Genomic DNA, 14,945 nt, shown 5'->3' with positions numbered 1-14,945 from the left:
TTAGTTCAGTTTAAAGTTCAGGTTGAAACCGAAAGATCTTGTACTTGGAAGGGAAGTTCCTTCAATACCCGTATAGTTGATATTTGAACCAAAGCTTGCTTCTGGATCAATGTTCTTAGCTTTTCTCATCAAAATAGCCAAGTTTCTAGCTACAAAAGAGATATCCAACCCTTTGATCACTGGAGTATTTCCAAACCAGCTAGCTGGAAGAGAATATCCTAAAGTCAATTGTCTCAATTTGATAAAATCACCATCAACAACAGAAGTTCTTGTGATATTTTGAGCCAATGCTTTATAGTAGTCTTCAGCAGGTGCTGTTACTCCACCATTTGTAACACCAGACTCTCTTCCTTCCAAAGTCACTTGGTTCAAACCTCTGAAAGTAGAGTAGAATTCAGTTGCAGAAAGTACCTTGTTACCATAGTTGTAATCAATCAAGAATGAGAAAGAAACACCTTTGTAGTTAAATTCGTTATTCCAACCTCCATATAGAGTAGGAAGAACTGTACCCATATTGATCAAATCACCTCTAACTGGAAGGCCAGCTTCATCAACAACAATACTTCCATCAGCATTATACTGATAATCATAAGCTCTGATTTGAGGACCAGGCTCTCCTACTACATAAGCAGTAACAGCATTACCAAGAGTCGCTCTATTCTGTCCCAAATTCACAGGGTTGTTATTCTCATCTGTGCTAAGTACTTCATTTTTCACTTTTGTCAAGTTGAAAGAAGTAGTCCAGGTGAAGTCTGCAGTTTGAATTGGCTTACCAGTTAATAATACTTCCAAACCTTTGTTCTGGATGGAGCCAGTTGCCACAACAGCACTGTTAAAACCAGAAGCAATACTCAAACTTGCATTCATAATCTCGTTGTGAGTAGTCTTGGTATAATAAGCCATATCCAAACCTAATCTATTGTTGAAGAAATTCATGTCCAAACCGATTTCAATTTCATCAGTAGTAAATGGCTTCAAGAACAAGTTAGGAAGAGAGGTTGGAGAAGAACCAGCTGGCACTCCAGCATAAGAGTTTGCAGAAGAATAATAGAATTGATTACTATATGCCACTCCTGGGTCACCACTTGTTACAGCATAAGATGCTCTCAACTTACCAAAATCCATAGCAGGCATATTCAAGAATTGATCAAACAAGAATGCCATAGATACAGATGGAGAGAAAATGCTGTTGTCACTAGAAACCGGACTAGTCAAAGTACTATAAACATCATATCGACCTGTGGTAGATAGTGTCAAGAAATCCTTGATTCCAAAATCCAATGAGTAGAATCCAGAATGAACTTCTAATTGAGAATAAGAATATCCTCTTGAGAATGCTTCAACGTTGAATGGAGAATATAAGTAAGGCAACACAAATCGGCTACCACCTACACTTACTGATTCAAATTTATTTTTACGGATGTTACCGCCTACCAATGCGTCTAGTACCAATCCTTCAGTCAAATCAACTTTTGCTCCAAAAATACCATCAATATTTAATTCAGATCTAGCAGATTGACCTCTAGAGTTTAAGTTACCTTGAAGGTTTGCAGAATAAGCCAATCCATAAGGATCAATGCTATAGAAATCATCATTAGAAACGTCATTACCGATTCTAACCATTGCATAGATATCTTTGGTAAAGCTATACTTGGTAGATAATGCTGAAATTGTTCTCTTTCTACCCAAATCATTGATTCCTTGATTTACAATGAAATAAGGGTTAGTCACATAAATATCATCACTAAATACAGTCTCAGCTCCAGTGTCAGTATTGTAACCTGGTGCAAAAATGCTCTGAGAAATATTTGGTGCCAAGAACAAGAAGTTGTTTGGGTTCTTAGGACCATCACTCAAGAATGGAATGTTAGTTGACTTCTGATCAATGTAATTAACCATAGCAGTCACATTCAATTTATCAGTGATGTTTTGATCTACATTCAAGTTCAAACTCAATCGATCCATTCCACTGTTAGGAACAATTGATTTTGAATCTAGATTCGAAACGGACATTCTGAAAGAACCATCTGTTCCCAAACCTTTAGAGACAGAAACTGTGTTTGTAAAATTGGAACCTGTTCTATAAAAATCAAGGTAACCATCACTAGTCGGCTCATATGGATACTGATTTCCATCAAATCCAATCACTGTACCTCCCATTCTTTCACCCCAAGCCAATCGACCTGTAGTTTGAGCATCCGTTGCAGTAGTTGGTCTCTGACCGCCGGTACCTTGACCATATTGATTTTGGAAATCAGTAAAATCAACTGGATTTTCCACCATATAGTTCAAGTTATAACTAGCTGACCATTCGCCACCTTTTTTACCTGATTTGGTAGTGATCAAAATCACACCATTTGAAGCTCTTGTACCATACAAAGCAGAAGCCGCCTGGCCTTTCAATACGGTCATAGTTTCAATATCATCAGGAGAAAGGTTACCGATACCATCACCGTTATCACTACCACCCCACTGACCAGCAGATCCTCTTTGGGTGTTATCCATTGGCACTCCATTGATTACGTATAAAGGAGACCCTGTACCATTGATACTTGGAGTACCTCTCAAAGTGATTTTAGAAGTTCCACCTGGACCAGAGTTAGTACCTTTCACAACCAAACCAGCTACACGGCCAGCTAAGGAGTTTGCTACGTTGGTTTCACGAGCTTTAGTCATGGTTTCGCTCCCTACTTCAGTAAGCGAGTATCCCAATTTTTCTTTTTCTTTACTGATACCCAATGCAGTCACCACAACTTCTGAAAGTTCACTTGCATCTTCTTCCAGATTAATGTTGATTTCAGATTGGTTACCTACAGTTACTTCCTGAGAGGAATAACCGATAAACGAAAAAACCAAAACAGAATTTGGTCCCACAGTAATGGAATACTCACCGTCCACATTGGTGGTAGTCCCTGTCTGGTTGGATTTGTCCAAGATTGTAACTCCCGGCATTGGCAAGCCATCCGGAGAGGCAGTTACAACACCTTTGACAATCCTAGTCTGAGCCTGTGTCAAATTGACAACACAGATCAGCATAACCAGAGTAAAAGCAATTGATAAAACTTTTCTCATAGCTGGTAAATAAAGGTTTGAATTGAATTAAAATTTGTTTCCAAGGTCTTGGAAACTTGAGCTTGAATTGGGTGTAAAATTTCCCTCATAGAAAATAAATTACAAAGAATAATTGGTCTCAAAATTATCTCGAAAGACTTACCGATTTACCATGAATAATCCTGAAAATCGGACCGTTTACAATATCTGATTTGGTAAATCTAAAAATTCCTAAAATCAATCAAAAGATATTTAATATTTTTTTCTCATTGAAAATTAAACTTTTTTAATTTTTTTAAAAAAGATATAATCATTAGTACTTTATTTTGATTAAATAAAAATTACTAATTCTAAAAAATAATTTTTAGGATTTTTAAAGCAACAAAAAAAGTTATTGACAGAATCACTTCATCTATTTTAATTCGACACCAACTAGAAATCTAAGGAATTAATTCAAAAATTTCAAACTATGTATTTTGTTTTTTACAATAAAAAAAAGCCACCCCATTTTGGAGTGGCTTTCATTAAATTTCTAGCGGTATTTTTATCGGATAAAAAGCATCTCACGATACTTCACTAATGGCCAAGACTCATCGTCTACCAATAGCTCCAATTTATCTACAGCATATCTGATTTTGTCGAAGTAAGCCTCTTTCACCTCTTTTTGGTAACCTTTAGCTCTCTTAACAACATCTTCTTCTTTATTCAATTTCTTTCTAGCATCAATCATTGCTGTCACATTGGATTTCAATGATTCAATATGCTTTGAAACTTCCTTGATAGTCTCAACTGCCGCAGAATGATCCAAACCAAGTCCCTTCAATCCGTTAGCGTTTTGGATTACTTTGTTTTGATAAAGAATCGCAGTAGGAATCACATGATTCAAAGCCAAATCACCCATAACGCGAGCTTCAATCTGAACCTTCATGATGAAGTTTTCCAACTGGATTTCATGACGAGCATGTACTTCCAATCCATTCATCACATTGTGCCTTTCGAAAATCTCTTTCGTAGCTTTTGTTGCATATACATCCAAAGCTTCTGGAGTGGACTTCAAGTTGGAAAGACCTCTTTTAGCAGCCTCTTTTTCCCATTCTTCAGAATAACCATCTCCTTCGAATCTTACTTTTTTAGAATCCTTGATGTATTTTCTCAATACATTAACAATGGCGATTTTCTTTTCCTTACCAGCTTCGATTTCTTTCTCGATATCTTTGGCCATAATTCTCAATGCCTCTGCAACGATCACGTTCAAAGTTGACATTGGTCCTGCACAGTTTGAATTAGAACCTACGGCTCTGAATTCGAATTTATTACCTGTGAAAGCAAAAGGAGAAGTTCTATTTCTATCAGTGTTATCCAAAATGATTTCAGGAATCTTAGAGATACCCAATTTCATATACATGTTATCACCTTTTTCGATTTTGATGTTTCCATTTTTCTCCAACTCATCCAATACTCCAGTCAAAGTTTCGCCCAAGAATACTGAGATAATTGCTGGAGGAGCTTCGTTAGCACCCAATCTGAAATCATTGCCAGCAGATGCGATACTTGCTCTAAGCAAATCAGCGTTATCATAAACCGCCTTGATAGTAGCAACCAAGAAAGTCAAGAACTGAAGATTTTCTCTTGCAGAATTGCTAGGCTGGAAAAGGTTAACACCAGTATCAGTGATCAAAGACCAGTTGTTGTGCTTACCCGATCCGTTAACTCCAGCGAAAGGCTTTTCGTGGAACAACACTTTCAATCCATGTCTTTCAGCCACTTTATCCATCATGTCCATCAACAATTGGTTGTGGTCAACCGCTTTGTTGATTTCTTCGAATACCGGAGCTACTTCAAATTGACCAGGAGCTACCTCGTTGTGACGAGTAGAAACTGGAATACCCAATTTATGTGCTTCGATTTCAAAATCTACCATGAAATCTTTTACTCTGGTAGGAATAGAACCAAAGTAATGATCTTCCAATTGCTGGCCTCTCGCAGGATTGTGACCAAAAACTGATCTACCCGCCATTACCAAGTCAGGACGAGCATTGAAAAGAGCTTTATCAATCACAAAGTATTCTTGCTCAACACCAAGAGACGGAGTCACTTTGCGAACATTTCTATCAAATAATTGACAAATTTGAACAGCCGCATCATTCACAGCTTCCAAAGATTTCAACAATGGAGTTTTGTAATCCAATGCCTCTCCCGTATAGGAAACGAAGATAGTTGGAATACAAAGTGTATTGTCAAAAATAAAGATTGGTGAAGAAGGATCCCAAGCAGTATAACCTCTAGCCTCAAAAGTGGAACGAATCCCACCGTTAGGGAAAGAAGATGCATCTGGTTCTTGCTGAACCAATGCAGAACCTTTGAATTTCTCTAACCCTGCATGCGCATCGAAGAATGAATCGTGCTTTTCTGCAGTAGAACCCGTCAATGGTTGGAACCAGTGTGTGTAATGGGTTACACCTTTAGACAAAGCCCAAGTTTTCACTGCAGATGCTACCTCCTCTGCTGTCTGTACATCAATCTTGCTACCCTTATCGATAGCTTCCATCACCTTTTTAAAAACTGAAGGCGCCAAAGACTGCTTCATTTGGTCAGTACCAAATACGTTAGTACCGAAGAAGTCTGAAATTTTTGGAGAAGGCGGAGTGACTTTCACTCGCGGTCTAGCCTGAACAATTCCCAAGGCTTGCTGTCTTAGTGTTGCCATATCTACAATTTGCGGTTTAAATTTACACTAGCAAAAATAGAAAAATACTTGTTTTAAAAAGCTTTTGATCGATTTTTGAGCTATTTTTTTCAAATTTTTACACTTTTTTCAAAAAAACATAGTGTTTTTCGACCCATCTACCGAAAAAAGTAGCCTTTTCACCTTGATTATTGGAAAATTGAAAACAAAACAAGTTTGATTACCTTTGCAATCTCAAAATCAGAAGGAAATTTGTGAAAAAGGTAGCCTTTTATACGCTCGGTTGTAAGCTGAACTTCTCAGAAACATCCACCATTAGCAGACAATTTGAAGAAAAAGGGTTTCAGAAAGTCGATTTTCAGGAAAATCCAGACATCTTCATCATAAACACCTGCTCGGTAACCGAAAATGCTGATAAAAAATGTAAGAAGATCGTCAAGGAGGCCAAAAAGATCTCCCCTAATTCTTATGTCGCTATTATTGGCTGCTATGCTCAACTCAAGCCAAAAGAGATTTCCGATATCAAAGGAGTTGATGCGGTCTTGGGAGCTGCTGAAAAATTCCGACTGATCGAACTTTTGGGAGACTTTGCAAAGGAGCAAGAATCCAAAGTCCTTGCCAGTGAAATTACCGAAGCCAAATCTTTTAATAATGCATATTCAATTAATGACAGAACCAGGACATTTCTAAAAGTTCAGGATGGCTGTAATTATGGATGTGCATTCTGTACTATTCCTTTGGCTAGAGGCAAAAGCCGAAGTAACACCATTGAGTCAGTATTGGAGTCAGCAAGAGAAATCGCTGCAACAGATGTTAAAGAAGTGGTGTTGACCGGAGTAAACATCGGGGACTTTGGAATTGTGGAAGGAAAAAGAAATGAGCGTTTTGCTGATTTGGTATTCGCGTTAGATAATGTAGAAGGTATTGATCGATTCAGAATCTCTTCTATCGAACCAAATTTGCTTACAAACGAAATCATCACTTTCGCATCCCAGTCCCAAAGATTTGTACCTCACTTCCACGTTCCTCTTCAATCTGGATCCAATACTATATTAAGGAGAATGGGAAGAAGATACTTGAGGGAGCTTTATGAAGATAGAGTTTCCAAGATCAAAACCTTGATGCCTCAGGCTTGTATCGGAGTAGATGTGATTGTTGGTTTCCCAGGTGAAACAGATGAGCTTTTCTTGGAGACTTACAATTTCCTCAATGAACTTGACATTTCTTATCTCCACGTCTTTACCTATTCTGAAAGAGCCAATACCCGAGCAACTGAAATGGATGGAGTCGTTCCTATGAAAAAGCGAAACGAAAGATCCAAAATGCTGAGAATCCTTTCTGAAAAGAAAAGAAGGAAGTTTTATGAAGAGAATCTTGGCAAAACCTACACGGTCTTATTTGAGGAAGATGTCGAAGATGGCAAAATGCACGGCTTTACAGAAAATTACATCAGAGTGGCTGCCAAATATGACCCCATGCTAATCAACGAAACGAAGCAGGTCACCTTGGATTATATCAATGATTCAGGAAATGTTGAGGTTTTAGAACCAGAATTCATCTACGAGAAACACTGAAATAATCTAAATCAATAAGAAAAGGAAATGGAATTGACTCTGTTTCCTTTTTTCATTTAATCCTGTTTATTGTATTGAGAAAAGAATCTTTTAAAGATTTAAGACTACTCGATTTCATTCCTGTCAATTTTTCATAAATTCAACAGAGGTAAAATTCAATTTTTGTGAGTAAAAAAAACATTCCTGTTTTAATTAAAGACGAACCTTGGCTGGAGGGCTTTGAAAAGGCTGTCCAGGCAAGAATCGACCGATTCCACTCTGCTAAATTTCATATTGAAAATGAGTTTGGGAGTATTTTGGAATTTGCCAATTTCCATCAATACTATGGTGTGCACTATGAGCCTATCCGAAAAGGTTGGACATATCGTGAATGGGCTCCCGCAGCCCAGCAACTTTTTCTCATGGGAGATTTCAATAATTGGGACCGGTACTCACATCCTTTGAAAAAAAATCGAAGAGGAGATTGGGAAATTTTCCTCCCCTATCATGATTACAAAGACAGCTTTATCCATGAAAGCAAGATCAAAGTTCATGTAGTTGGGGAAAACGGATCAGCTTTGGACAGGATCCCAGCCTACATTACCCGAGTAGTCCAGGATGAAACATCCCACGACTTTTCAGGTCAGCTTTGGTTTCCTGAAACTCCCTATCAATGGAAAGATCAAAACTTTGATCCATCCCCCTCTACCCAGATGCCTTTAATATATGAGTGTCATGTGGGAATGGCATTAGAAAAAGAAGGCGTCGGAACCTATCAAGAATTCACTGACGAAATTTTGCCCAGAATCAAAGCTGGTGGATACAATGCCATTCAGCTCATGGCAGTAATGGAACATCCCTATTATGGCTCTTTTGGATATCATGTCTCCAACTTTTTTGCGCCTTCTTCCCGATTTGGGACACCTGAGGAATTAAAAGCCCTGATTGACACAGCACATTCCATGGGGATAGCTGTCATCATGGATATAGTTCATTCTCACGCTGTGAAAAATGTCAATGAAGGTCTTAATGAATTTGATGGAAGCAATCATCAATATTTTCATCCAGGTGAAAGAGGATACCATGAAGGCTGGGATTCCAAATTGTTTGATTACGGCAAATGGGAAGTTCAGCAATTCTTGCTTTCCAATATCCGGTATTGGTTGGACGAGTTTCATTTTGACGGTTTTCGCTTTGATGGAGCCACATCCATGCTTTATAAGCATCATGGTCATGCAGGATTTGACAGGGCTGAAAGTTACTTCAATGAGGGAGTAGATGAAGATGCTTTATTATATTTCCAATTGGCAAACACTGTTATCCATGAAGTGAAGCCAGAGGCAATTTCGATCGCAGAAGAAGTGAGCGGAATGCCTGGACTTTGCCGCCAAGTTGATGATGGAGGGCTAGGTTTTGACTTCAGGCTAGCCATGGGGATTCCGGACTTTTGGATTAAAACTCTCAAGCATAAAAAAGATGAGGAATGGGACATGTTTGAAATCTGGCATGAACTCACCAATCGTCCAGCCAAGGAAAAATCAATCGCTTATGCCGAAAGTCATGATCAGGCACTTGTAGGAGACAAAAGCATTGCCTTCTGGTTGATGGACAAAGAAATGTACTTTTCAATGTCTGTTCTTCAGCAAAATCTGACGATTGACCGAGGAATCTCTCTTCATAAAATAATTAGACTGATCACTCTCACTTTAGGTGGTGAAGGCTACCTAAATTTCATCGGAAATGAATTTGGCCATCCAGAATGGGTAGATTTTCCTCGAGAAGGAAATAACTGGAGCTATCAATATGCCCGAAGACAATGGTCATTGGTAGATACTGAGCACCTACGATACCAACAGTTGAATGCGTGGGATAAGGCGATGATTCAGTTGGCGATGGAATATAAAATCCCGGCTTCATCTCCGGCAATTCAATTGTATTTGGATCCAGACAAAAAAATATTGGCCTATCAAAGGGCCGATCTGGTTTTTGTTTTTTCCTTTCACCCTACTGAATCTTATTTCGGGTTTCCTATTCCATTACCAAACCAAGGAGATTACAAAATCATCTTAGAATCTGATGATAAAAAATTTGGTGGATTCGAAAGACTGGACAAGAAAACAACCTATTCAACGGACGAAAAATCGAACATCCATATATATGTCCCGAATAGAGTAGCCATTGTCTTGAAAAAAACGGATTGATCCATGTTTGATTTTGACTTCAACAAAGAATATATCCTTGAAGATGATAGAGTCAGATTAAGCCCTTTAAAAATAGAGCATGTCGCTGATTTATTAGAAATCGCAAATGAACCGGATATCTGGAAATACTCCTTTATTAAAGGAGATGGAGAGCAAAATCTGAGAGTCTATATCGCAGGAGCTATCAACCAAAGGCATAATCAAAAGGAGTATCCCTTCATTGTCTTTGACAAACTGACCGGCCAATTTGCGGGATGTACAAGGTATTGTGAAATCTCACCCAACATCCAATCTATACGATTGGGCTATACCTGGTATGGTGAAAAATTTAGAGGAACGGGTATCAACAAACATTGCAAATATTTACTTTTTCAATTTGCTTTCGAAATAATGGGAGCCGAACGAATCGGTCTTGCTGCCTATTCTGAAAATCTCAGAAGCATCACTGCGATGCAAAGTGTTGGCTGCAAAAAAGAAGGAGTTTTCCGCGGGATATTCCCTTCCCTGAACGGAAATGGAAGAACCGATGCTGTCCTTTTGAGTATTTTGAAAAATGAATGGGAAAATCAGGTAAAATCAGAATTGGGGAATAAATTAACGTAGACTAAAAATCAATAAATCAACTCTATTTTGGTCTTCCATCCACTGAAAGAGCCTATTTTTCTCATCATTTCAACCCAAACCCAAGAAAGATGAGACTCCATATTATCGAACCATCAATTGACTCTCAATCTGAAATTTTTAATAATCCGAAAGGAAGACAACTTTTGGAAATCTATGCAGGCTACTATCCTATCATTGGATTTAATCCACCATGGGTCGGATATGCAATTTTGGATCAGCAAAAATTGGTAGGTAGTTGCGGTTTTACAGGTAAACCTCAAGATAGAACAGTGGAACTGGCCTATTGGACTTTTGAAGAATTTGAAGGAAAAGGAATTGCCACATTTGCTTGTAAAAGCCTAATTGAAATCGCTTTAGAAGAGAATCCCGAAATTAATATCATTGCTAAAACAGCCCCTGATAAAAACGCTTCCACGCGCATTTTGGAAAAGAATGGTTTTGTCTTTACCGAAATTGTCCAAGACCATGAAATCGGAGATGCTTGGCTTTGGACAAAAACTCCTTAAGATCAAATTATAAAAAAGGTTAAAAATCAACAGGTTACCCCAATAGAATAATAGACTTTACGTTTGCTTGATATTCAACAATCTGGGTGCCCATGATCTATTTTGCAAAAAATTTTTACGTCATTTTCCTATTTACGATTCTGAGTTGTTCAGGGAATTCAGGTTCATTCAATTATGCTAGCGAAGAGGGAGTCTCTGACTACTCTGAAGCGCCGGTAATGGCGCCAAGTCCAGAATCAGAAGAACCTGAACCTGATCAAATTGAAAGAAAACTCATCACGGAAGGTCGTGTAAGCTTTGAAACATCTAACATAAATGCTTCCAGGGACAAGATTTTACAGGCAGTCACCAAGTACAAAGCCTACATCTCTTTGGATGAAGAATTCAATTATTCAGAAGAATTTAGAAATACTATTACAGTTAGAATCCCATCAGAAAATTTTGATGCATTCCTCAATGAGGCCACACAGGGTGTAGAAAAATTCGAATCCAAAGAGATCAATGTTAAAGATGTAACGGAGGAGTTTTTGGATGTCCAAGCAAGACTAAAGACCAAAAAAGAATTGGAAACACGTTATTTGGAGCTTTTGAAAAAGGCCAATAGCGTCAGTGACATGCTAGAAATTGAGCGACAAATTGCCCAACTCAGATCAGAAATAGAATCCATCGAAGGAAGATTAAATTATCTGAAAAACAGAGTTACTTTTTCAACTCTGACTCTCACATTAATTCAGAGGTCAGCTAGAGAAAATGAGTTTGGGAAAAAATTTAAGAATGGCTTCGTCAATGGCTGGAATAATTTCATCTACTTCTTTGTAATCTTGACCAATATTTGGCCTTTTATTTTGATTCTCATCGGGATGGTTTTAGGTATATTCTGGTATTCAAAAAAGAAGAAAAAGTAATTGATTTAATAAAATGCTGTCAACCTTGGATTGATGTCGGAATTGTTGGCTAAATTCAAGAGAACTCTAAAAATCGGTCCAGAATGAAAATCAATATTCCTTCAGATTGCGGAAATTCACCTAAAAATCAACTAATACTTGACCTAACAGCAGCTTTTGTAAGCTACGATCTTAAGACTGTTGAACCATACCTTGCAGAAGATATCAGTTGGACTTTGGTTGGAGATGATGCGATAGTTGGAAAGAAGGAATTCTTAGATGCACTCAGACAAATGATTTCGAATTCTGCATCTGAACTTGAAATATTTCAGGTAATCACACACGGTAAAACCGCAGCTGTGAATGGCAAAATGAAAATGAAAGATGGAGTCATTTATGGATTTGCAGATTTCTACATTTTCTCTAGTGCTTCATTTAAAAAAGTACAGTCGATCAGCTCCTATGTTCAAAAAATTTAACTAAGTATGGGCTATTTATTGTTTTTAAAGTAACTAATCATGCTCAAACGTTCATACGATTGGTCCATTCATCCATTTTTTTCGCCGAAAAGGAAAAGCAATCCCCAATAATTAGTCTCTTGCCCTAGGATTCCGATATATTTGTTGATAGACAATTCAATATTTATTCAATTACTTTTCTGTTTCAATGCTTAAGTTCAAACCTAACACCCTTCTGGCCGGAGCAGCATTACTTGCTTTTGCTTGTACGGGTAACAACAAACCTAAAACAGCAGATTTTACTGAATTGAAGTCCTATTTCAATTCAGACATCACCTCAACCACAGATAGTACCGATTTGGTATTTACCAATCTCGCAGGACCTGATTTGGTACCAAGCCCAGCTGCTTTGGCAGTTTCAGCCAATGGAGAAGTCTTCGTGGGTGTAGATATGATTGGCTCTTTGGGAAAAACTCCAGGAAAAGGAAGCATCGTTAAATTGATTGATGCTGATAATGATGGAACACTAGACTCCCACACCACTTTTGCCAAAGTGGATAATCCTCGAGGTATTATTGCCATGAGAGATCAAGTCTTTGTTTTGCATACTGTCTTCTCTGAAGAAACCGGTATCGCGACAGGAATGGACTTGGTTGTTTTTGAAGACAAAGACAATGACGGAGTTGCGGACGGCCCATCTCAGCCATTGATTAAAAATATTTGCTCTTTAGAGCCATTGACTTCCAGAGGAACTGACCATGCAACCAATGGAATCAGAATGGGGATAGATGGTTGGATTTATATCGCTGTTGGAGACTTTGGTTTCCATGAAGCAACCGACCGAACTGGTAAAAAAATGACCATGCTGGGCGGAGGAATCGTGAGAGTTCGTCCTGATGGAACAGAAATGGAAGTCTATGCGCATGGAACAAGAAACATCTATGATGTGGCGATTGATCCATTTATGAACATCTATACCAGAGGGAATACCAATGACGGTGGTGGATGGAATGTTAGATTTATCCATTACACGCAGTCTGGTGAATTCGGATATCCAAACTATTTCAAAAACTTCACCAATGAAATCATCCCTGCATTAGTTGATGTCGGAGGTGGTTCAGGTACCGGTAGTTACTTCATGGATGATTACAGATGGCCGGCCAAATACAACCACACGCCAATGATGGCAGATTGGGGTAGAAGTCAACTGTATATCCACCGTGTTACCATGGATGGACCAAGCTTTACTCAGGACGTTGAGGAGTTTATCAAATTGCCTCAAATCACCGATATCGATGTAGATGCAAGTGGTAGAATGTTCCTTGCTGCTTGGGATGGAGCTGGATATAATGGTTCTCCAGACAAAGGATATGTAGTCAAAGTAGAGCCAAAAGGATTTGTTTTTGAGCCTTTCATCGATTTGAAAGCTGCAAGTGCCGAAGAATTAGGCGAACAGTTGAAAACGCAAAGCTCTGTGGCAAGATTGGCAGCTCAGCAAGAACTATTGGCTAGATTCCCTCAAGAAGCAGGTAAAATTGCCTTGAGAGTTGCTTTGGATAAAAACTTGCCTCTGGAAGCACGAGTTGCTGGTATTTATACGTATGCTCAGGCGACTTGTACTGACGGAAATGGTGAACTTTTAAGCTTAACCGAAGAGGATAAAATCAGAGAATTCGCATTACGTGCTTTGGCTGATCGTAAGACATGTCTTCAAGGTGTTCCTTTAGACCCATTTGTAGAAGGCGTCACTGACCCTAATGATCGAGTGAAATCCGCAGCAATCGTTGGTTTAGGTAGAATCGGTAACCCAGAAGCAGCTGAAGCGCTTCTTGCAGTGGCAGTTCCAAGCTCCTTCGTAGAACCAGAAAAAGGAACAGAAGGACCACATGCTACTCCAAATTCAGCAATTGTACTTCCTCATATCGCAGTTCAATCATTGGTAGAAATCGGCGCTGTAGATGCAGCTGTAGATGCAATTGGCTCTGACCATTCCAAATTGGCTCTTTGGGCATTGAAATACATGCATGATCCAAAAGCTGTGGATGGTTTGATCGAGGCCTATAAAAACACAGAGGACAAGGCATTGAAAGTTGAAATCCTTTCAACTATTTCAAGATTATATAAAGAAGAAGCTCCTTACGCTGGCGATTGGTGGTGGGGAACTCGTCCTGACACACATGGTCCTTACTATAAGGCTGTAGATTGGTCTGAGTCTCCAAAAATCAAGGCATTCTTGATGGAAGAATGGAATGGTTTGGAAGATGCTGCCGGCAAAATGTACTTCGCAGATTTGAATGAGAAAAACAGAATGGATATTACCGAATTCGGTGATGGAGCCTCTGAATTGACTGTTGTAGAAAATACCATTGACCTTGAGTCCATCAAAAACAAAAAAGGTCAGGTGGGTGAAGCATCAATCGAAGATGTGATCATTGCGGTAGAAAACATCCAAGGTGATCCAGTGAAAGGAAAAGCGCTATTCACCAGCCAAGGATGCGTGGCTTGCCATAGTGTCGAAAAAGGTCAGCCATTGAAAGGTCCATTCATGGGTCAGATTGGATCCATCATGAACCGTTCTCAGATAACAGAATCTATCTTGAAGCCTAATGCTTCCATTTCTCAAGGTTTTGCAACAGTTCAAGTTCAAACAAATGATGGTAAAACCTACATGGGCTTTGTAACCGGAGAAAATGCAAATGAAATTGTTCTTCAAGACATTGCAGGTAACCCGACCAAATTGAGCAAAAGTGACATCAAGGAAAGAAAAGAGTTGGAAAACTCTATGATGCCTCCGGGATTGGCAAATTCTCTTTCTTATGAGGAGTTAGCTTCCTTGGTTTCTTACCTTCAGTCTCAGAAATAATTAAATTAGAAATTGTTTAAAAAGGCCTTCCAAATGGGAAGGCCTTTTTGCTTAGTACCAAGTCCACCTTCTTTTATTTTTGGTAAATTGGTATGTAAAGTCTTTTATTTTTCACCCCT

At 38.7% G+C, this 14,945-nt stretch carries 9 protein-coding genes; 7 read left to right on the top strand and 2 right to left on the bottom strand.

What is annotated here, in order from left to right; translation table 11 throughout:
* Both O0V13_RS16480 and O0V13_RS16475 read right to left on the bottom strand, forming a co-directional pair.
* The gene (locus O0V13_RS16480) at positions 1-3,072 is read right to left on the bottom strand and encodes a SusC/RagA family TonB-linked outer membrane protein (protein ID WP_268036073.1); all 3,072 of its coding nucleotides are present in this window, start codon (positions 3,070-3,072) and stop codon (positions 1-3) included.
* A 523-nt stretch (positions 3,073-3,595) separates the two neighbouring features.
* The gene (locus O0V13_RS16475; RefSeq protein ID WP_268036072.1) at positions 3,596-5,758 is read right to left on the bottom strand and encodes a glutamine synthetase III family protein; all 2,163 of its coding nucleotides are present in this window, start codon (positions 5,756-5,758) and stop codon (positions 3,596-3,598) included.
* Between the two features lie 233 nt (positions 5,759-5,991).
* On the opposite strand from O0V13_RS16475, the gene mtaB reads away from it, so the two are divergent.
* From mtaB to O0V13_RS16440, 7 genes are all read left to right on the top strand, one after another.
* Complete coding sequence (mtaB, locus tag O0V13_RS16470; protein WP_268036071.1) at positions 5,992-7,311, top strand: tRNA (N(6)-L-threonylcarbamoyladenosine(37)-C(2))-methylthiotransferase MtaB; 1,320 nt, start codon at positions 5,992-5,994, stop codon at positions 7,309-7,311.
* Between the two features lie 164 nt (positions 7,312-7,475).
* Positions 7,476-9,491 (top strand): alpha-amylase family glycosyl hydrolase, encoded by a 2,016-nt coding sequence (locus O0V13_RS16465; protein WP_268036070.1) that lies wholly within the window; start codon positions 7,476-7,478, stop codon positions 9,489-9,491.
* Positions 9,492-9,494: 3 nt separating this feature from the next.
* Positions 9,495-10,094 carry a GNAT family N-acetyltransferase gene (locus O0V13_RS16460; protein WP_268036069.1) on the top strand — a complete coding sequence of 200 codons (600 nt, stop codon included), beginning with the start codon at positions 9,495-9,497 and terminating at the stop codon, positions 10,092-10,094.
* Between the two features lie 89 nt (positions 10,095-10,183).
* On the top strand, positions 10,184-10,621 hold the full coding sequence (locus O0V13_RS16455; RefSeq protein ID WP_268036068.1) for a GNAT family N-acetyltransferase: 438 nt from the start codon (positions 10,184-10,186) through the stop codon (positions 10,619-10,621).
* A gap of 92 nt (positions 10,622-10,713) precedes the next feature.
* Positions 10,714-11,526, top strand: a complete 813-nt coding sequence (locus tag O0V13_RS16450) for a DUF4349 domain-containing protein (protein ID WP_268036067.1) — start codon at positions 10,714-10,716, stop codon at positions 11,524-11,526.
* An 83-nt stretch (positions 11,527-11,609) separates the two neighbouring features.
* Entirely contained in the window at positions 11,610-11,984 is a 375-nt protein-coding gene (locus O0V13_RS16445) for a nuclear transport factor 2 family protein (RefSeq protein ID WP_268036066.1), read from the top strand.
* Positions 11,985-12,171: 187 nt separating this feature from the next.
* Positions 12,172-14,826 (top strand): DUF7133 domain-containing protein, encoded by a 2,655-nt coding sequence (locus O0V13_RS16440; protein WP_268036065.1) that lies wholly within the window; start codon positions 12,172-12,174, stop codon positions 14,824-14,826.
* Positions 14,827-14,945: the final 119 nt, after the last annotated feature.

It is taken from the genome of Algoriphagus sp. PAP.12, assembly GCF_026652115.1.
Lineage (GTDB): Bacteria > Bacteroidota > Bacteroidia > Cytophagales > Cyclobacteriaceae > Algoriphagus.
The sequence above is the reverse complement of the archived record's forward strand: the minus strand, read 5'-3'. Positions and strand labels throughout refer to the sequence as shown.

Bases quoted from the DNA above. Each gene is read 5' to 3' on its own strand.
- O0V13_RS16480 (WP_268036073.1), bottom strand. From the start codon at position 3,072: ATGAGAAAAGTTTTATCAATTGCTTTTACTCTGGTTATGCTGATCTGT.
- O0V13_RS16475 (WP_268036072.1), bottom strand. From the start codon at position 5,758: ATGGCAACACTAAGACAGCAAGCCTTGGGAATTGTTCAGGCTAGACCG.
- O0V13_RS16460 (WP_268036069.1), top strand. From the start codon at position 9,495: ATGTTTGATTTTGACTTCAACAAAGAATATATCCTTGAAGATGATAGA.
- O0V13_RS16455 (WP_268036068.1), top strand. From the start codon at position 10,184: ATGAGACTCCATATTATCGAACCATCAATTGACTCTCAATCTGAAATT.
- O0V13_RS16450 (WP_268036067.1), top strand. From the start codon at position 10,714: ATGATCTATTTTGCAAAAAATTTTTACGTCATTTTCCTATTTACGATT.
- O0V13_RS16445 (WP_268036066.1), top strand. From the start codon at position 11,610: ATGAAAATCAATATTCCTTCAGATTGCGGAAATTCACCTAAAAATCAA.
- O0V13_RS16440 (WP_268036065.1), top strand. From the start codon at position 12,172: ATGCTTAAGTTCAAACCTAACACCCTTCTGGCCGGAGCAGCATTACTT.